The organism is Microcoleus sp. N9_A1 (assembly GCF_036701795.1).
Taxonomy (GTDB): domain Bacteria; phylum Cyanobacteriota; class Cyanobacteriia; order Cyanobacteriales; family Microcoleaceae; genus Microcoleus.
Genome location: NZ_JAUBRI010000022.1, coordinates 18318 through 37811 on the forward strand (window position 1 = coordinate 18318; position 19494 = coordinate 37811).

A 19494-nucleotide genomic window follows, 5' to 3' on the forward strand; every position below is an offset into this window, starting at 1 on the left:
GTCTAAACCACGTCTTTTATCCTCAGTCTTATGGTACAAAACCTGCCGTTATTCACAAATCTTTACAGGCGGATTTTGTACAAAAGACCTCTTGCAAAAATAGCTGGCACGGGTTCTCCGGCCCATCCCACAAAAAGTTTTTTCTCTTGTGGGATGGGCCGGAGAACCCGTCCTAAAATTTGCTTAAAAGGACTTTTGCAAGAAGTCTCCTGAAAGAGTTCAGACATACATACTCCCTTATTTAAGACTTTTGATTTCCGCTGTGAAATTAGGCGATACTCAAACAGTATCGCCCTTTTTTTAAGGAGCTACTTTTTTTGTAATTTTAAAGTCTGCAAAGTGAAGTTGCTATCCCTCAAATGACATAAAACTCCCCGTATTTGTGGCGAATGTAACGGATAAAGGGATCGATAGTTAAAGGTGAACCTGTAACGCGATCTATCAATTCGACAGCGGTGTATTTACGGCCGTGCTGGTAGATGTTTTGTTTTAGCCAGTCGTGGAGTACGCTAAAATTGCCCTGTTCTATTTCTACGGGAATTTCAGGATTGATTTTTACTGCTGTTTCGTAGAATTGGGCACTCATCAAGTTGCCGAGGGTGTAACCTTGGAACATTCCGCCGATCGTACCAACATACCAGTGAACATCTTGCATCGCGCCTTCGCTATCGGTGGGAGGGACAACACCAAGGTCGGTTTTATAGCGTTCGTTCCAGGCTTCGGGGAGGTCTCGCACTGCTAGTTTTCCCTCTACCATTGCCAATTCTAGGTCAAAGCGGATGGCGACGTGGAGGTTGTAGGTTACTTCGTCGGCGTCGGTGCGGATGAGCGATCGCGAGACTTTGTTAATTGCCCGGTAAAATGCGTCAGTGGATACGTGTCCCAACTGTCGCAAAAATACGCCTTGGAGTTGCGGGTAGAAACATTCCCAAAAACCGCGGCTGCGGCCGACCATATTTTCCCAAAGTCGCGACTGACTTTCGTGCACGCCGGAGGAAATGCCGCCTGCAAGCAGGGTGCCTTCAAATTCCGGGGAATTGCCGAGTTCGTAGAGGGCGTGTCCGGCTTCGTGGATGCTGCTGAACAAAGCTTGATCCAAGTGATCTTCGTAGACGCGGGTGGTAATTCGCACGTCGTCTATGGAGAAGTTGGTCATGAACGGGTGCAGGGTGGTGTCTTGCCGTCCCCGTTGGAAGTCGTACCCCATGCGTTCTACGACTTTGCGGGTGAATTCTAGTTGCTGGGATTCTGGGAAGTCTTGGTGCAAGCAGGAGTCGTCGGCGGGAGGTTGCGAGGTGATGGCTTCGACTATCGGCACTAATTCTTCACGCAGTTTGGCGAAAAGCGGGCGCAGCAGGGATACTTTCATGCCGTAGTCGCTACGATCGATCAACGGATCGGCGATGTGTTCGTAGCCGGGGAAAAAGTCCGCGTATTGCCTGCTTAATTCTAGGGTTTTTTCGAGATACGGCTCAACGGCTGCGAAGTTGTTGGCTGCCCTGGCTGCGGCCCAAGCTTCGTAGCTGTCGGCTTGGTGGCGACAGAGTGCGGACATGAAGGTTGCGGGGACTCTGGAGGCGCGATCGTAGTCTCTGCGGGCTATGCGAATCAGGCTGGCTGCGGTGGAGTCGTAGGGGAGGGTTTGTTCGTAGAAACGCAAGTCTTCTAGGAGTTCACCTATTTTTGGATCTGTAAATTTTTCGTGGGATATTTGTTTGAGAGTAGCCAACTGGCGGCCTCTGGCATTTGCACCTTTGGCCGGCATATAAGTTGATTGATCCCAATGCAGCAGCGACGAGGCTGATTCGATGTCGTTAACTTCTCTGAGGTGGGCTGCCAGTTGAGCGAATTTTGCTTGAGTTTTGTCTAGGGTTTGCATGATTGGGGTTTATGGTGCTGTTTTGCCTACAAAGGTTGCAGTGCGGCATCCGTATCCATCAATCATAGCTACCCTGAAATCAAGCTAAAAACCGCACTTCTTCCCGTATTGTACGCAATTTAGAGTCATTTTTGCACAATTTCCGGTATTTATGCGGATTGAGTTCGATCGCCTTGGATAAGTTTTCGATCGCCCGCGCGATACTGGTGGCTACAAGTTCCGGGCTGTTTGTGAGCTCGCCTGCTTGTTTTTCCAAGGCGTAAATGCAAGCTTTTTGATAGTACAGGTTGGGATCGTCGGGTTTGAGTGCGATGATTTTATCGTAGGAGGCGATCGCGTCGGTAAATCGTTGGATTTTTTTGAGGGCGACGGCGCGGTTGTACCAGGCTTCCGTGTTGTCTGGCTGCAACTCTACGGTTTTGTCCCAAGAGGTTATTGCTTCTTCAAAGCGTTGTAAGTTGGCGAAGGCTAAGCCACGGTTGTAAAAGGTTTCGCTGTCGTTTGGCTTGAGTGCGAGGGCTTTGTCCCAGGATGCGATCGCTTCTTCAAATTGTCCTATTTGGGCGATCGCCCTGCCGCGTTTGTTCCAGGCTTCGGCGGAATTCGGCCGCAGTTGCAGGGTTTTGTCGTAGGAGGCGACGGCTTCCGGGTAGAGTTTTTCATCGGCTAGGGCTAAGCCGCGGTTGTACCAGGCTTGATGCAAGTTTGGTCTTAGTTCCAGTGCCCTATCGTAGGAGGCGATCGCCGCTGTATTTTGGTCAGATTTTCTCAGGGCAAATGCTTTGTTGTACCAAGCTTCGCAGTAGTCTGGTTTGATGGCTATAGCTTTCTCGTAGGAGGCGATGGCTTCTGATAATTTCTCTAAGCTGACGAGGGTGTTGCCGCGGTTCGTCCAAGCTTCGGGGTAGCTGGGGTTGAGTTCGATCGCCTTTTCGTAGGATGCGATCGCTTCGGAGAGTCTGTTGAGCTTCCGCAAAACGTTGGCCCGATTATACCACGCTTCGGGATTGTTGGGTTTGATTTGTAGGGATTTGTTGTAGGCTGCGATCGCTTCTTCTAACTTTCCCAATTTTTTGAGGGCTACGCCTTGGTTATACCAGGCTTCATAAAATTTTGGTTCAAGTTTGATCGCTTCTTCCCAAGATTCGATCGCAGCTTGGAATCGTCCCATTGCTTCTAGGGCGTTGCCGCGTTCGTACAATGTTTGAGCCTTTTGGGTGTTGACTGCTATGGATTTTTCCCCTGAGTCGATCGGCTTTTCTATGCTGGCTAATTTTTGCAAGGGGTTTCACCTCATTATTTTTTGTAAAATTGTCGCTTTTTCTTTATATTGATTAAGTTTTCGCTGCCGATCGCAATTGATTGATCGCCTATATTTGGTTATTTATGGCAATTTTATAGTAACTCTGCAATTTTTTCAACCTTTTCTAATCTATACGCAACTCTCTGGTTTCAAGGTATAGATTAATACTATTTTTTTTCATAAATTGCGTAGAAGCGTAAAAAGGGCGATCGCACTCAGGTATCACAAACCTCACCCAAGATTTAAATGTCTTTTTCAGGGTCGAGAATCGAACCAAAATTAGGCTTTATCGCTACTGTTTTAATCCATTCTGAGTCGTGGAAGGGCAAGCCATCAGCTAAAGTGTAGATATCTTCTGCTGAGTCTCTCAGAGAATCAAAGGCTGGATTTGCGATCGCAGCTTTTAGCCATTGATATTCTTCTAGTTTTGATTTGTTAATTAGGGCTGCTTCTAGTGCTTCGAGTCGCTTGAAATCTGCATAAGTAATGATAGCAGCGATCGCCTTTCCTTCCTGTTCTATGACGATTCGTGCTCCAGTATCCTCGACATGGGCGATGAGTTCGGGAAATCTGTCATTGGTTACGGTTACATTTAGTTGAGTCATCTTTTACCTCGCTACTAATTCTTCTATCATATCGTGTCCGCTAGCTTCGGTTGAAGAGTATTTGTGATGCTGTAAGGGCGGGTTTTACCAACAATAATTGCCTCAAACCGACAATTTCATAAACCCGCCCGCACTTGGGCGGCAAATCCCTATCCTTGAATCAAGGCTTGAAACCGAATATCAGATCGAATGCTGTCAAAATCCGAGTCATTTTTTGCCATTTCTCGGTATGTGTCAGGATTCAGATTGATCGCACGCTGCAAATTTTGAATTACTTGGTAAATTTGACTCCGTAACCCATAACAGCAAGCTTTATTATAAAATGCTTCGTGATAATCTGGTTTGAATTTTAAGGCTTTGTCGTAGGAGGCGATCGCTTCTTCAAGCCTGCCTAAATTATACAGTGCAACGCCCCGATTAAACCAGGCAACGTGATCATCTGGTTTGAATTTTAAGGCTTTGTCGTAGGAGGCGATCGCATCTTTAAACCTGCCTAAATTACCCAGTGCAATGCCCCGATTATACCAGGCTTCGTGGTCATCTGGTTTGATTTCTAAGGCTTTGTCGTAGGAGGCGATCGCCTCTTCAAGCCAGCCTAAATTATACAGTGCAGTTCCCCGACTGTACCAGGCTTCGTGATAATCTGGTTTGATTTCTAAGGCTTTGTCGAAGTCGGCGATCGCATCTTCAAGCCTGCCTAAATTATACAGTGCAGTGCCCCGATTGTTCCAGGCTTCGTGTTTATATAGTTTGAATTCTAAGGCTTTGTCGTAGGAGGCGATCGCTTCTTCAAATCTTCCTAAATTACCCAGTGCAATACCCCGATTCTCCCAGGCAATGTGATAATCTGGTTTGAATTCTAAGGCTTTGTCGTAGGAGGCGATCGCTTCTTCAAATCTTCCTAAATTACCCAGTGCAATGCCCCGATCTTTCCAGGCAATGTGATTATCTGGTTTGAATTCTAAGGCTTTGTCGTAGGAGGCGATCGCTTCTTCAAATCTTCCTAAATTACCCAGTGCAATGCCCCGATCTTTCCAGGCAATGTGATTATCTGGTTTGAATTCTAAGGCTTTGTCATAGGAGGCGATCGCATCTTCAAGCCTGCCTAAATTACGCAGTACAATGCCCCGACTGTACCAGGCTTCGTGGCCATCTGGTTTAATTTCTAAGGCTTTGTCGTAGGAGGCGATCGCTTTTTCATGCCTGCGTAAATTACCCAGTGCATTGCCCCGATTGTTCCAGGCTTCGTGATAATCTGGTTTGAATTCTAAGGCTTTGTCGTAGGAGGCGATCGCTTTTTCATGCCTGCGTAAATTACCCAGTGCATTGCCCCGATTGTTCCAGGCTTCGTGATAATCTGGTTTGATTTCTAAGGCTTTGTCGTAGGAGGCGATCGCTTCTTCAAATCTTCCTAAATTACCCAGTGCAAGGCCCCGATTATACCAGGCTTCGTGGTCATCTGGTTTGATTTCTAAGGCTTTGTCGTAGGAGGCGATCGCATCTTCATCTTCAACAAGCCTCCCTAAATCATCCAGTGCAATGCCCCGATTCGACCCGGCTACGTGATAATCTGGTTTGAATTCTAAGGCTTTGTCGTAGGAGGCGATCGCATCTTCTAGTTTGCCTAAATTATACAGTGCAACGCCCCGATTGTTCCAGGCTTCGTGAAAATCTGGTTTGATTTCTAAGGCTTTGTCGTAGGAGGCGATCGCTTCTTCTAGCCTACCTAAATTACCCAGTACACTGCCCCGATAGAACCAGGCAACGTGATAATCTGGTTTGATTTCTAAGGCTTTGTCATAGGAGGCTATCGCATCTTCAAATCTTCCTAAATTACCCAGTGCATTGCCCCGATTGTACCAGGCTTCGTATAAATCTGGTTTGATTTCTAAGGCTTTGTCGTAGTCGGCGATCGCATCTTCAAGCCTGCCTAAATTACGCAGTGCATTGCCCCGATTGTACCAGGCTTTGTGAAAGTCTGGTTTGATTTCTAAGGCTTTGTCGTAGTCGGCGATCGCATCTTCATGCCTGCCTAAATTACGCAGTGCATTGCCCCGATTGTTCCAGGCTTCGTGATTATCTGGTTTGATTTCTAAGGCTTTGTCGTAGGAGGCGATCGCTTTTGCGTATTCTTCACCAAAGCTATACAATAAACCTTGTTCTAAAAACAAATCAGCTTTTTGTTCTGGTGTTGGCTCATACTCATCAATTAAAACTTGAATTCTCACCAATTCCCGTTTCCGTTCTTGAGGAGTCAAAGCGAGATCATCTTCTCGGTTCCATCTTTTCCAACAAGCTTGCCTTTTTTCAGATTCTTGAGTCATAATTAGATAGCTTTTTGATAATTTTAAAGTATTTTTTGTCGGCTATTCTAGTCTCTTAGAGAGGAAATTTGTTTGAAAAGAAGCGATTTCAATCGTCGAATTATCTAGTGGTGGGGGCAGTTTACGAGATTGTCTGTTTGAGGCAATTCTTGTTGGTAAAACCCGCCCCCACAGGATTTATCAGGCTTGATACTTTTTCAGAATAGCAACTTTTTCGGGGAAGATGTCGATCGCCATTTTCTCATCATACCTAACCGCCAGCGATCGCCTCACCTCACCCAAAAACAGCGGCTGCGACAGCCCCGGCTCTGGATGTACGATCGTCCGAACGCGGATTGTCATGTAGTCTCTTCCGCGTCCAGAACGCCCTGGGGAGTACAAATCCGCCGCCGCTTGCTGCATCGTTGCTTCTAACTCCGATTCAGTAATCGAAGGCGGCACCGTAACAACTGTTTGAGCGCCGCCAGTATCGTAAACTAAAGAATAGCGCACCGCGCCGGGAATTTCCGTGCGCGCAAACAGTCCCAAACCAAGACCAAATATACTCGCAGCAATTACGGCCATAAAGCTAGTCACTCCGACCAAACGGAAGCGAAAGCCCCATTTAAAAATAAATGCTATAACTGTTAAAACCAGCAAAGCCGCTGTCAGAATTCCTGCCCATTGGGCATACATTAATAGGTTAGAATTTACGTTCATTTGAGAATTATGTAATTGTTGACTGTTGGCTGTTGACTGTTGATTGTTGGCTGTTGACTGTTGACTGTTAACTGTTAGCATTAGTTATTGGTAGTCACTAACAACTAACAACTAAAACGGGACAAATAACAACCTACAAATAATATCAAATCCGGTAGCATCCTCCTGCATTCATCTCTCCATTCTCTCTCTCTGTGTCCTCTGCGCTCTCTGCGGTTAAAAAAATCCAATTCAACCAAGAACGACATCACAAACAACCAATGCCAGTGACTGTTGACCAATGACCAATGACCAATGACCAATGACCAATTAAGCCTTTCGGCCCACAAGCAAATAAGTCATCATATCGCCTTTACCCTTCACTGGAATCACGCCGCGCTCTTGGAAAACGTACTTGTCCTGCAGGCGTTCGTAGGTAGCAACTGTCACCTGAATGCCGCCCGGTACCCCTTGAGATTCCATCCGCGAAGCTGTATTTACTGTGTCTCCCCACAAATCATAAGTAAATTTTTTAGTACCGATTACCCCAGCTTCCACCGGGCCCGTGTGGATGCCGATGCGGATGCTGAGGGGTTGACCTCCCTTGGCGTGCATCTTACCGATTGCTGTTTGAATGTCGAGCGCCATTTCGGCAATGCTTTCGGCGTGGTTGTCGCTCGGCTTAGGCAAACCGCCAACCACCATATAAGCATCGCCGATCGTCTTAATTTTCTCAAGTCCGTAGCGCTCGGCCAACTCGTCAAAAGCTGAAAAAATCTCGTTGAGCAATTCTACCAACTCCGCCGGCGACAAATGAGCCGAAAGCTTCGTAAAACCGACCAAATCGGCAAACATTACTGTTACCTCAGCGAAACTGTCGGCGATCGTAATTTCCCCTTCTTTGAGGCGCTGCGCGATCGGGCCTGGTAAAATATTTAACAGCAAACGTTCCGACTTTTCCTTTTCCTCTGCCAACTCCCGCAAATAAGTTTGCTCCTTATCCCGCAGCCGCTTCTTTTCCAGACAAGCACTAATCCGAGCCTTGAGCAATACAGGATTGAAAGGTTTAGAAAGATAATCCTCCGCCCCCAACTCAATACAGCGCACAATACTGTCGATATCGTCCACCGCCGAAATCATAATCACCGGGATGTGGCGCAAATTCTCGTCAGCCTTGAGATTTTCCAGCACCTGATAGCCGTTCATTTGCGGCATCATAATGTCTAGCAGAACCAAATCAAAAGGATCGCTTCGCAACATTTCCAGAGCTTGGAGACCATCTTCAGCAACAGTCACCAAATGGCCTTGACGCTGAAGTCGGCGGGCCAGCAAATCGCGGTTTACCTCATTGTCGTCAACAACCAGCACGCTGCCCTCGTCACCTTTCATGTCAGGGCCTCTTTCAGAAGCGTTTCAATTTTACCCAAAAGTCGGGGAAACTCCACCGGTTTGGTGTCGTAGTCATTGCAGCCGGCGGCAAGACACTTTTCACGATCGCCCGCCATTGCGTGAGCCGTCAGGGCAATCACCGGAATCCTGCTAGTTTCAGGAGCCGCCTTAATTTGCTGCGTTGCTTGCCACCCGTCGAGAACCGGCAGACTCATATCCATCAGAATCAAATCTGGTACTTTCGCGAGTGCCATCGACACTCCCTCAGCACCGTCAACAGCAATAAAGACCTCGTGTCCCTTGCGGGCCAGACGCCTGGAAAGCATATCCCTGTTCATTTCGTTATCTTCGACCAACAGGATTTTAGCCATTGGTTTTCTCCTTGCCTTTCGAGTCGTACCTGCGATCGAGCCTTTCATTTACTATAGAGCGAACATCGCGCAGCAAAGTATCGCAACTGTAGACTCCCTTTTGTAGCACCCGCTCGACGTAGCCGTTTAGCTGCTGGCTTTCTGCCGGTGTCAAGTTTTTCCCCGTGATCACAACAATCGGTATAGGATCTCCCGAATGGGATTTGCGAATTTCCCCGATCAACTCAAAACCATCCATTTCTGGCAACATCAAATCCAGTAATATCAGGTGCGGGCGAGCAACTTTTAGCCGATCGAGAGCAGCACGTCCGCTGTCAGCTTCCGTTACTGCCCAGCCTTGTGTTTCTAGTACGCATCGCAGTATTTCGCGCGTGGCAACGTCGTCTTCCACAATTAGAATCTGACAGGTCAAATTGTTACTTGCAAAGCCGTCTTGGTCGCGTCGGTACTTGTTCAACAAGGCAGCCAGCCGTTTGCCGTCCACTGGTTTGGTGAGGTAGTCCGAGGCACCCAATGCAAAGCCGAGGCTTTTGTTGCCCACAAAGGATAGCAGGATTACGGGAATTTCGGCAAGGTCAGGATCTGCCTTCAGCGCTGAGAGTACCGCCCAGCCGTCCATTCCGGGCATGATCACGTCCAGGGTAATGGCGTCTGGCCGTAATTGCTTAGCGAGCCGGAGAGCTTGCTCGCCACTGTCGGCGACTTCTATGTGCAGTCCTTGGCGACTGAGGGTGCGCTGAATTAAATCCCGCGAGATCGGGTCGTCGTCCACTACCAGCACCGTGCCGACAGCGGGGGCATCCGGAGGGCTCGTGCTGTCGTGGACTTTGTTGGGGATTTCCGGCTGTTTGATGGCGCGGGGCAAGAGCACGGTGAAAGTGGTGCCTGCGCCCAAGCTGCTGCTGACCTCAATGCTGCCACCCATCATCTGACAGAAGCGCTGGCTGATTGCTAGTCCCAAACCGGTGCCACCGTACTCGCGGGTAGTCGAGGCATCAGCTTGGGTGAAAGGTTGGAAAACTCGCTGCAATTGCTCTTGTGTCATGCCGATGCCGGTGTCGGCGACGCGGAAACTTAAAAATTCGGAGTTAGAAATTAAAATTTGGGAAGATTCCTCTTGATTTTTCATTTTTAATTGTTCATTTTTAATTCTTTCCACTCCGATCGCAATTCTCCCGTTTTGTGTGAACTTGGCAGCGTTGCTGAGCAAGTTAAGCAGCACTTGCCGCACTTTGGTCATGTCCGCGTGCATGGTGTCGAGGTTGTCTGGACAGTACACTTCTAGGGTATTACCGTTTTTCTCGACCAGCGGCCTGGCCGTGGCAACAGCACTTTCAATTAAGTTATGGATGTCGAAGCTTTCTAAGTAGAGATCCATTCGGCCTGCTTCAATTTTAGAAATATCTAGGATGTCGTCAATTAGGGACAGCAGGTGTTTGCCGGCGCTGCATATTTTTTCGAGGTCGGGGACGGATTCGCAACTACCCAATTCTTCTGCTTCTTCTTGAAGCATTTCGCTGTAGCCGATGATGGCGTTGAGGGGTGTGCGAAGTTCGTGGCTCATGTTGGCGAGAAATGTGCTTTTTGCCCGGTTGGCGGATTCTGCTGCTTCTAGGGCCAACTGCATGGCGGATTCTGTCTGTTTGCGATCGGTAATGTCTTGGACTGTGCCTTCGTAGTACAAAACCCTGCCGTTTTCGTCGCAGATGCTGCGCGCGTTTTCGGAAATCCAAATCGTGCTACCGTCTCGGCGGTATATTTGGGATTCAAATTTTGACACTTGGTGGCGCGCGCGCAATTGGGCCATAAACTCGGCGCGCCGATTGGGGTTAACGTAAAATTGACGGTTGATATCGGTGAGCTCGGCAAGCATTTGGGTACAGGATTCGTAGCCGTAAATTCTGGCTAGTGCGCTATTGCCGCTGAGGTAGTGTCCGGTCGGCGTTGTCTGGAATATGCCTTCGACTGCGTTTTCAAAGATGCTGCGGTATTTTGTTTCGGATTGTCTCAAGGCTGCTTCTGCTCGCTTGCGCTCTAGGACATTGGCGAGCATTTCTCCTACCATTTTTAGCTGTGTGGATATTTCGGTTGCTCGACCTGCTGTTTGCTGTTTGCCATCGAATCCGAGAAATCCTACTAGGTTTTTACTACAAATTATGGGAATAATTATCAGCGATTGAATATTTTTTAGCTGTTTTTTAAATTCTAAATTATTTAGGGAAGCGCCCATCGAAGGTATTAAGGCGGTTGCTGTTTGATTGACTGTTTGGGATGGGGAGTCTGTCGGGAATTGGGCTGGATTTTGACCGATAAAATACCCAATTTCGGCTTTGGCTGGGGGCGGGAGTTCGCCGATTTCTGGAATATAAAGGCATTCTGCGCGATCGAGTTTTTCTGCGATCCAAGGGATTTGTGCGATGTCTATTTGTTTATTGGTGCTGTCTTTAATTGCCGAAATGCTTTCGCCGCACCACTCGTAGGTTTTGTTGGCGCGGGTTTTGTCGAATGATAACAGGTAGATGTAACTGCGGTCAAACCCGATCGAGGTGGCGATCGCTTCCAGGGTTTGAGCGATGCCTTTGTCTATTTCTGATAAGGGCTGGCTGATGAAATGGGTTGACAAACGGGCAATCAACTGAGCGAATTCTATTCGATACTGCAAAGATTCTTCTATTTTTTTGACTTCGGTAACGTCTCGAAAGCTCCAGAATCTACCGACTGTTTTCGCTCCGACTTTTGAGGGCAACGAATTTAATTCCAGAATTTTTCCGTTTTTAAATTCTAATAATTCGCTGATTTGAATATCTGAATCTGCCAACACTTTTATCACGTTTTGGAGAAATCTTTGCGGGTATTTTAATTGTTCCCTGTCGAAGGGGAATCCTGTTTTGATCGTGTTTTTGAGTGTGTCCAAGGTCGATCGGCTCAACTTTCCTTGGCTGGCTGACAACCCCCACATCTCTACAAATTTCTGATTATAATTACATATATTGCCGTTTTTGTCAACCGCCAGAATTCCTGCATCTGTAGATTTTAGAACTGCTTGCAGCATCGAGAGCGATTGCTTGTGTTCTCTAATGTCAAAAATGTCAAAAAACACCAAGACTGATATTTCGCTGCCCTCAACTGCGGGATGGAAAAAATAGGAAACTGGTAAAATCTTGCCGTCGCGACACAAAAACTCGTCGTCCCAATTGCTGCAAGGTTGACCGGAGGCGATCGCCTCTGGTAAATCTAGTGTAGGTGCGATCGTCGCATCTTCACTCTTGCTTGGCGACTGTTTCGGATATGTCAAAAGTGGGGATTTGTTGCCTTTCTTTTGCTTCCCGATGCGCTCTAGCAGGGAAACGCCTGCAAGTTCCGACTCTCGCCACCCCAGCAAGCTTTCTGCCTCTGGATTCACCGAGATTACACAGCCCTTCGCGTCAAGGATACACAATCCCGCCCCCAAACTGTTGACACTCGCCCGCAGTCGATCGAATTCTGAAGCTGTTGGAGAGTCTTGAGTGGACTGGGGCGAGTCAGTTAAATCCTTTAATGCCACCGTCTCCAAGTTAAAACAATCTTCCTGCTGAAGTTCTTGCTGACTCTGAACTCGGTCATAGCTACCACTTACCTGCTCTAATAAAAGCTGCCACTGCTCAGCAGTGGGAAGGGGAGACTCGCCGACTAAACCGAGCTGTTCGAGTTGGCGCTGGAGGTGGGGGTGCATATTTTCTGGCGCTTTGTAGGCAACTTTCTACAGTATATCTTTTTAATTAATAGTATATATACGTAGGTATACAGTAGGGGACAAGTACGCGATCAAAGTCTATCACAGGTTTTATTGAGAAGCCGAGGGATCATCTCTCCTCTCCAAAATCTTTCAAACTGCACTAATTATATTAATTCTCAGAACTTTTAAGGGTTGTCAACCAATTAATCCTCTGAATGTCGGCAGCACGCTCAAAAATAATAATATCATCTTATCAAGTCAATACTCAGGAAAGTTTGGGTAACGATACTACAAGCTTTACAGGGCAAGGAGCATAAAAAAATCGAATTAAATTCAATCCCGGGGTGGATCTGACATTGATTTAATTATCCACAGTCGATCAAAGTCAAGCGAGAATCCGCCATTGGGCTATAGAAAAACTGTTCGGAATATTAATCAAGTGAACTTAGCCTCAAAAACTAGGTGGCCGCCAAAAAACGATCGCGGACGCGGGTACTGGACAGGAAAATTTATTATTCCCATGCCAGCGGAAATGATTTCAGCACTTTTCGTCTTTACTCATAAATTAATTAGGGTGCTCTAACCCGCCCTAATCTTCTACCTCTATAGCACAATACGGTTTACTTAAGAGGGCGGGTTTTGCCTTGATACAGTCGATTATTTCATAAATTCGCTCGCCCAAGCTGCCCCTACCGCAATATGGTTGACTTAAGAAATTCGTCAAAAAGCCTTAAGTAAACCGTATTGCTCTATAGCAATCTTCGCATCATTTGTGAACTTATTACTCCCTCCCCTTACCAAGGGGATGGTTGAGGTGGGGTAAAATTTTTACGACTCATTTAAGATTACTCTATATTAAAAAAACCTAGGAAAAAAGCTGAGTTAATAATGTGATAAATTATGTGTCAAATCTCTCTAACTGCTAGCAAAATGATCGGCCAATTGCGGAGGTATAGCAGTGGACAGTTGACAGTGGACAGTTGACAGTTGCATAACGGGAATCAAACCATTGATGCAGTACGGGTATCGGCTCTATTCATGAAGTTATTTATGTCCTCACCGATGTGGCGGTTGCTATAAATAAAAGTTGCAGGCATCGAAAATAACTGTCAAAAAAATATTAGTTGTCAGACTTTTCGGTTGAGATCGAAAGGTCTGTGAAAATAGCTGGCAGCCGAATGGTAAAAGTAGAACCTTTGTCCACCTCGCTGAATGCGGTAATGTCTCCGCCCATCATTTCGCAGAATTTCTTAGTAATCGTCAGCCCCAAACCAGTGCCGCCGTACTTTTTAGTAGTTGAGGAATCGGCTTGGGTGAAAGGCTCAAAGATTTTGGCTAACTGTTCTGGACTCATGCCAATGCCGGTATCTTTGACCGTAAAAACGATCCAATCTTGAGGGGAAGATAACAGAGACGAGCTATTTTCAGCTTGGTCACCTCCTGTATAAGCTCCAAGTTTTTTGCGTCTCTTGGCAGCCTCGGCGGGGGTTTGGAGGGAGCGGCTGACGGCGAAAGTAATTGCGCCGGAGGAAGTAAACTTCGAGGCATTGCTGAGCAGGTTGAGCAGGGACTGCCGGAGTTTAGTTACGTCGGTCTGCATCGAGCCAATATCCTCAGAGCATTGTATTTCTAAGATATTGTTATTTTTGTCTGCCATCGGCGCGATCGTGGCAACTACTTCCTCAACCAGAGTTGAAATGGTGAAGGTTTCGACGTGCAAGTCGGTGTGGCCTGCTTCAATTTTGGTCAAGTCGAGAATATCTTTAATCAGGTCTAGTAGGTGCTTGCCGGCCGTGTTAATTCTCTGGAGGTCGTCGATGAACTCTTCGGCACCAAGGTCTCGGGCGTCTTCTTGCAGGATCTCGCTGTAGCCGATGATGGCATTGAGGGGGGTTCTGAGTTCGTGACTCATGTTGGCGAGAAAAATGCTTTTGGATCTATTGGCAGCTTCGGCGGCTAATGCGGCGCGGCGGAATTCTTCGGAACGCAAGCGTTCGGTGATGTCGGTGGTCATGATTAAAACGCACTGAGTGCTGCCAAGGTCGATGAGTTCCACTGACAGCAGCCAGTCGCGCACTTCGCCGGCTTTGGTGCGAATTTTGATTTCTTGGTTGCTGATTGAATTTTGTGCTTGCAAAATCTGGGCGAGCCGCCTCCCGTCTTCTGAATTGACAAATATTCCTAAGTCGCTGGCAGTGCGGCCGATAAATTCGTGCTGCAGCCAGCCTAATGAGCGCAAAAAGCTTTCGTTGGCATCGAGGAAGCATCCGTCTGTGAGGGTGCAGATGCTGATCCCGACTGGGGAGGCGTGAAAGGCCTTGGAAAATCTTTCTTCTGAAGAACGCAGGGCGGCTTCGGCTTGCTTTCTGTCTGTGATGTCTTGGACGGTGCTGGTGATGTAGAGGGAGGTGATGGCGGCTTGTTCGTAGACTGTGCGGTTGCTGCCGTCGGGGAGTATGAGCCTGTAGTCGATGCTGTAAGGCTGTTGCTGAAATAAAGCGGCTTCGATCGATGTTTTGACTAATTCTCTGTCTTCAGGGTGCACGTATTCCAAGAAGGCTTCCAGGCTGGGTTCAAAACTTCCCGGTTGCTGTCCCAGGATGCGGTAAATTTCCTCTGACCACCGCAATTGCTGGGCGTTGCGGTCTAAGTCCCAGTTGCCTAGCTGGGCGATGCGCTGGGCGTTAGCGAGGCTGGCTTCGCTGGCGCGCAGGGAGGCTTCTGCTTGGTGGCGTTCGGCGACGGTGGCAGCTAAGACTAAGCCGGTGACGGCGATGACGGCGATGAAGGCTTGCAGGGATAACAGTGCTTGGGGGATGCTGCTGGCGTGTTTGAGAAAGGGGCCGCTGCCTCGGGCGATGCCCCAGATGGCGAAGCCGCAGAGGATGAGGTTGGAGAGGGCGGTGTAGCGCTGACCGAATCGAAAGGCAGCCCAAACTACTAGGGGAAATGGTAAGTATTCGAGGGGATAGCGGGCGTAGGCGGCGCGGGTGCGGGAGCAAAAGACGAGCCACCCGACTGCTAGTAGCAGCAGCAGCCAAATCGCTCGTTCAGCTATCTGTTTGCGATGGATGGGGACTTTGGGCAATTGTTGCCACGTCAGCAGCAGCGGGGCGACGAGCACAATTCCCATAGCGTCTCCTACCCACCAAGTCCCCCAAATCGTGCCAAAATTGCTCCAGCTAGATAAACCGGTCAGGCATACGAGGATGCTGCCGATGGTGGAGTTGATCAGGGTAGAGCCCAAGGCTGCTAGTCCGACTATTCCTAAAACGTCTTTGAGCCGATCGAGCCCGGGGTTAAAGTTAATGCCCTGGAGTAGATAAGTTCCCGTCCAGGCTTGCAGGGTTCTGGCGCCGGCCGAGATCAATGCCGTGCCGATGTTGGCCGACGGTACGCTCATGCTGAACAGGAAGCCTCCGATCGCAATTCCCGGCCACAGTTGCCGCCCGAACAGCAGCAGGGCGACTTGGGCAATTCCTGCTGCTGGCCACATGGGGTAGATTTCTGAACTCAGGGTGAGGGTGGAAATTGCGAATTGCGATGCCAAATAGTAGATTAGGGCGATCGCGCCTACTGCGAGGAAGTACCGCCAGGAATGTCCTTTGATTGCATTAAGGAACTTTGTCTGCATGGTCGTTTGGGGAAAAGGTGGACGGTTGTTGGGGTCTCAGTAGGTGGCACGGGACAGGCAGAGGGTAGAGAAAATGTTTCTATTAGGTGATGGTAGGTCATGGGTGGTAGGTACTGGGAGAAGCTTTTGATCTCACTTTTTGTGGTGCCGTTGAGGGAGCGGTTTTTTTGTTCGATCAAATCTGCCCATGAATTTCGGGAGTATCGCTTTTTTGTAAATATATCTCTAATGGCTAAGCAATTGGTTTGTAATTTTTTGGTTTTTGTTAAAATTTTATTACCGAGCGACAGCGGGTGTCTTTTTGTGTCGGGCGATCGTAACTCTATTCACCCTAACATCTTGCATCATGCTCAATAATACCTAAAATACCTAAAATACCAATAATAGCGACTTCAGTTGACAGTTGACAGTTGACAGCTTGCCCTGAGCGAAGTCGAAGGGTTGACAGTTGATAGCGACCTCTACATGGAAGGAAGAGGATTGGAGTAATGAATAGTCTTCTTTTAATTTCTCCCTACAAGGGAGAGGTTTTAAACCAATTATTTCTGGTAAAATCTCTGCTTTTAGGTCTGTTTGGGGCCAGCAACACGGTTTCTGATTAGAAGTGCAGGCTGGAGTGATTTTCACGCTTATTTTTAACCAATCAATCGAGGCTTTAAGTCTTTCGCTCGAATACAGTGAAAGCGGATAATTTACAGCTAAGAAAAATATTTTTTCTTGTCTATTTGTCCTTGGCTATTGCAATATCTAAGGTTAGTGTCAAACGCTCTTGAGATTCTTTAAGGGCGTCTTGGGGGTTGCGGCCGAGAAGGGTTGCCTCTATGGCGCGACCGAGGTTTTCTGATAGGCGAGAGTAACCTGATATAATCGGTCGCGCTCTGGCTGAGTTCATTTGCTCTAAAAATACTTGCAAAACAGGGTTTTTTTCCACAAAGCTTTGATAAGCTTGGCTCTGTCTCGATTTTAAGTTAATGGGCAAGTAACCTGTTCCCAATGCCCATGCTGTTTGGAATTCTTCACCTATAACGTATTCTAAGAATACTAGGGCTGCTCGCTCTCGTTCTGGCGAGGTTTTCATTAAAAATAGGTTTTCACCCCCTACGACGGCTGCGGGGCGTTTGAGAATCGGTAAAGGCATTGCTGCGTAGTCGATCGCACTTTGCTGCAACTGTGCTAGCGTCCACGGCCCGGTGATTTGCATGGCGACTTTCCCGGCGATGAAGTTGTCGAGTTCGTAACCGCGTTCGGGTGCTGACAATATTGCTGAACCTTCTTTTAACAAGTCGCTCCACAATTCTAAGGCGGCGTGAGAACCGGGATTATCTATTTGGGGTACAGGACTTTGAGGTGTTTTGCCTTTGAGTTCGCCGCCTGCGCTGAACATGAATGGCAGCCAGGTAAATACTGTCCATTCTCCTTTGCCTAGGGGGAGCACTATGCCGTGTTGGTCTGTGCGGCCGTCTCCGTTGGTGTCTCGCGTGAGCGATCGGGCTACTTGCTTTAATTGCGCCCAATTCTGCGGCACTTCTTTGATTCCTGCCGCTGCAAATAAGCTGGGACGGTAAAAGATGGCGACGTTGTTTGTCGCTAGGGGAACTGACCAAGTGTGTCCGCCGAGTTCCATTGACTCGAAGAGTGCCGGGTAGATTTCCGCTTTCCGGGGTGATTTATCGAGCCAGTTTTCTAAGGGTTCAATTGCGTTGAGTTCTGCTAGTTTTCCTGAAATTGTAGCAGCATTCCAAAGCAAATCTGGCGGTGCATTTCCAACTATTGCTGTTAGTATTTTTGGCAGTTGTTGGTCGGGCTGACCGATGTAAATTGGTTTTATCTGGATGTTGGGATGTGTTTTATTGAATTGATCTGTGAGAGTTTTAAATACGTCGCGATTTGGCGGGGGATTTATGCCGTGCCACAGTGTGAGTTCGATGGGTTCGCCGTTTTTGGATGCTGGGGTTGTGCTGTTTTGACAGCCGTTTAATATTAGCAAATTTAAGATAAGTAAAATGCCGACAGCTAGTTTTAGTTTCATATTTATTGTTTTGGATAATTTAGATAAAATCATTTTTTAGTTTTATTTAGGGAAGAAGATTTTTTTAACCGCAGATGAACACGGATGCACGCGGATAGTTAGAGGTTGTTCAATTGACAGTTGACAGTTGACAGTTGACAGTTGACAGTTGACAGTTGACAGTTGACAGCTACCTCTACCTAGAAGGAAGAGGATTGAAGTAATGAATCGTCTTCTTTTAATTTCTCGCCTTTAAGGGAGAGGCTTTAAACCAATTTTTTCTGGTAAAACTGGCTAAATCTATAAAATCGGCGGGTAGCTGATTTGTCTCTCCTTCTGAGGTATTTTGAAACAAAACTGTGAAATCTCCGGCTCCTAGTTTATCCTGCGGCCACATCCGATAGCAAGGAATTTCTGTCAGGTGCGATCGATATTTTGCTAAATCAGGAACTGTGACAGGCTGAAATTCGGGGAACCTGCTTAACAGCCATTCGTTGACTTGTTCGTTTTCTGCGGTTGAATAAGTGCAGGTCATGTATGTAAGATAACCTTGCGGCGCTACAATTTTAGCATAATTGGCTAAGATTCTTTTTTGGCGGTTGGCATTGCTGTTGATGGTGACATGATGAAAGCATCCGGGTGCTTTGTCTCCTTTTGCTAAGAGTGATTGACCTGTACAAGGAGCGTCTACTATTACTAAATTAGCAGTTTTTGGTATCTTTTCGGCAAATATTTTTTAATCGAGGTTCGCGGTGGCGGATGGTTGAATTTAACAGCGTTTTAAATTAGAGATAAGCATTCCCATGCGTTTGCCTATGGCTTCGTTGCACAAGAGCAATTCTGGGTTTAATGTTTTCCAGGCAAATACACTTTTGCCTCCGGGGGCGGCTCACATATCTAATATTAGTTTGATTGGTTGGGGTATTGTTAATAAGGTGGAGGCGGCGAAGATTGAGGAAAAGTCGAGACAGTAGTAATGTCGTCCTTGAGGTAAGGAATGTTTTCCCGGCTGGGATTCTCAGGCTAGTCTATCTACAAATTGCGGTTGCCTAAAAACTGGAATTTCGACAGTAAATGGGTTTTCTGTGGGTTTGGGTTGCATCCACAAGATAGCAGGATTAAAAGCTTGGGGATTTGTGACAGAATGAATAAACTTTTATTGTGCGGCGGTGTCTCCAAATAAGCTGCGGCTGAGTTTAAGCGGGAGATTAGACGGCTTTTCCATGTTCGAGGAGATATGATCACACTTTTGACAACTTTACCACCTATAGATTGTAGGCGATCGTCCTTCGGAACACCCCTCTCTCAGTTTAATAAAGCAGTCCTAGGGTGCGTCGCCATTAAAAATCCCAAAGAGGGGGGAGGGGGTTTTGATCGTTTGTCGATGGGTAGCAAATATGTGGATGAACCCGCCTCTAAATGGTAAAATTATGGGTATAATCTTCAATAAAATCCGTAGGGACGGGTTCACCGCTCAATTTTGCCGCCCACCAATCATCTGAATAAACCCGCCCCCACCCCAGCAACAGCCCCAAATAACGCTTAGATTCCATCAATATCTGGTTGATCAAACCTTAACCATACAAAA

General features: G+C 47.4%; 13 protein-coding genes. All 13 read right to left on the reverse strand.

Translation table 11 applies throughout. The annotated features are described in order from the left end of the window. Positions 1 to 62 precede the first annotated feature (62 nt). The 13 genes from QUA58_RS12835 to QUA58_RS12895 all read right to left on the reverse strand — a co-directional run bounded on the left by QUA58_RS12835 (position 63) and on the right by QUA58_RS12895 (position 19459). Positions 63 to 227, reverse strand: a complete 165-nt coding sequence (locus QUA58_RS12835) for a hypothetical protein (RefSeq protein WP_333394361.1) — start codon at positions 225 to 227, stop codon at positions 63 to 65. Between the two features lie 128 nt (positions 228 to 355). Next, positions 356 to 1879: a carboxypeptidase M32 gene (locus QUA58_RS12840; protein WP_333250567.1), complete on the reverse strand. Its 1524-nt coding sequence runs from the start codon at positions 1877 to 1879 to the stop codon at positions 356 to 358. Between the two features lie 79 nt (positions 1880 to 1958). Beyond that, on the reverse strand, positions 1959 to 3161 hold the full coding sequence (locus QUA58_RS12845) for a tetratricopeptide repeat protein (protein ID WP_333394364.1): 1203 nt from the start codon (positions 3159 to 3161) through the stop codon (positions 1959 to 1961). Positions 3162 to 3424: 263 nt separating this feature from the next. Beyond that, complete coding sequence (locus QUA58_RS12850) at positions 3425 to 3787, reverse strand: type II toxin-antitoxin system Phd/YefM family antitoxin (protein ID WP_333394366.1); 363 nt, start codon at positions 3785 to 3787, stop codon at positions 3425 to 3427. Positions 3788 to 3936: 149 nt separating this feature from the next. Beyond that, positions 3937 to 6111 (reverse strand): tetratricopeptide repeat protein, encoded by a 2175-nt coding sequence (locus QUA58_RS12855; RefSeq protein ID WP_333394367.1) that lies wholly within the window; start codon positions 6109 to 6111, stop codon positions 3937 to 3939. Between the two features lie 180 nt (positions 6112 to 6291). Then, a complete protein-coding gene (locus QUA58_RS12860) occupies positions 6292 to 6810 on the reverse strand; it encodes a Ycf51 family protein (protein WP_333394391.1) in 519 nt (172 codons plus the stop codon). A 309-nt stretch (positions 6811 to 7119) separates the two neighbouring features. Beyond that, positions 7120 to 8178 carry an adenylate/guanylate cyclase domain-containing protein gene (locus tag QUA58_RS12865; RefSeq protein WP_333250575.1) on the reverse strand — a complete coding sequence of 353 codons (1059 nt, stop codon included), beginning with the start codon at positions 8176 to 8178 and terminating at the stop codon, positions 7120 to 7122. Beyond that, positions 8175 to 8549, reverse strand: coding sequence for a response regulator (locus tag QUA58_RS12870; RefSeq protein ID WP_015177895.1), 375 nt, complete (start codon positions 8547 to 8549; stop codon positions 8175 to 8177). The genes QUA58_RS12865 and QUA58_RS12870 overlap by 4 nt, the downstream gene beginning before the upstream one ends. Then, the gene (locus QUA58_RS12875) at positions 8542 to 12261 is read right to left on the reverse strand and encodes a response regulator (protein WP_333394369.1); all 3720 of its coding nucleotides are present in this window, start codon (positions 12259 to 12261) and stop codon (positions 8542 to 8544) included. The genes QUA58_RS12870 and QUA58_RS12875 overlap by 8 nt, the downstream gene beginning before the upstream one ends. 1123 nt (positions 12262 to 13384) lie before the next feature. After that, positions 13385 to 15898 (reverse strand): MASE1 domain-containing protein, encoded by a 2514-nt coding sequence (locus QUA58_RS12880; protein WP_333394370.1) that lies wholly within the window; start codon positions 15896 to 15898, stop codon positions 13385 to 13387. Between the two features lie 721 nt (positions 15899 to 16619). After that, a complete protein-coding gene (locus tag QUA58_RS12885; RefSeq protein ID WP_445243655.1) occupies positions 16620 to 17960 on the reverse strand; it encodes an ABC transporter substrate-binding protein in 1341 nt (446 codons plus the stop codon). 184 nt (positions 17961 to 18144) lie between these two features. Continuing rightward, the gene (locus tag QUA58_RS12890) at positions 18145 to 18639 is read right to left on the reverse strand and encodes a hypothetical protein (protein WP_333394392.1); all 495 of its coding nucleotides are present in this window, start codon (positions 18637 to 18639) and stop codon (positions 18145 to 18147) included. 682 nt (positions 18640 to 19321) lie between these two features. Beyond that, on the reverse strand, positions 19322 to 19459 hold the full coding sequence (locus QUA58_RS12895; RefSeq protein ID WP_333250585.1) for a hypothetical protein: 138 nt from the start codon (positions 19457 to 19459) through the stop codon (positions 19322 to 19324). Between the last annotated feature and the right edge of the window lie 35 nt (positions 19460 to 19494).

What these genes read in the sequence shown, in the direction of transcription:
- QUA58_RS12835 (WP_333394361.1), bottom strand. Translation starts at nt 227, where the DNA reads ATGTCTGAACTCTTTCAGGAGACTTCTTGCAAAAGTCCTTTTAAGCAA.
- QUA58_RS12840 (WP_333250567.1), bottom strand. Translation starts at nt 1,879, where the DNA reads ATGCAAACCCTAGACAAAACTCAAGCAAAATTCGCTCAACTGGCAGCC.
- QUA58_RS12850 (WP_333394366.1), bottom strand. Translation starts at nt 3,787, where the DNA reads ATGACTCAACTAAATGTAACCGTAACCAATGACAGATTTCCCGAACTC.
- QUA58_RS12855 (WP_333394367.1), bottom strand. Translation starts at nt 6,111, where the DNA reads ATGACTCAAGAATCTGAAAAAAGGCAAGCTTGTTGGAAAAGATGGAAC.
- QUA58_RS12860 (WP_333394391.1), bottom strand. Translation starts at nt 6,810, where the DNA reads ATGAACGTAAATTCTAACCTATTAATGTATGCCCAATGGGCAGGAATT.
- QUA58_RS12865 (WP_333250575.1), bottom strand. Translation starts at nt 8,178, where the DNA reads ATGAAAGGTGACGAGGGCAGCGTGCTGGTTGTTGACGACAATGAGGTA.
- QUA58_RS12870 (WP_015177895.1), bottom strand. Translation starts at nt 8,549, where the DNA reads ATGGCTAAAATCCTGTTGGTCGAAGATAACGAAATGAACAGGGATATG.
- QUA58_RS12875 (WP_333394369.1), bottom strand. Translation starts at nt 12,261, where the DNA reads ATGCACCCCCACCTCCAGCGCCAACTCGAACAGCTCGGTTTAGTCGGC.
- QUA58_RS12880 (WP_333394370.1), bottom strand. Translation starts at nt 15,898, where the DNA reads ATGCAGACAAAGTTCCTTAATGCAATCAAAGGACATTCCTGGCGGTAC.
- QUA58_RS12885 (WP_445243655.1), bottom strand. Translation starts at nt 17,960, where the DNA reads ATGATTTTATCTAAATTATCCAAAACAATAAATATGAAACTAAAACTA.
- QUA58_RS12895 (WP_333250585.1), bottom strand. Translation starts at nt 19,459, where the DNA reads ATGGAATCTAAGCGTTATTTGGGGCTGTTGCTGGGGTGGGGGCGGGTT.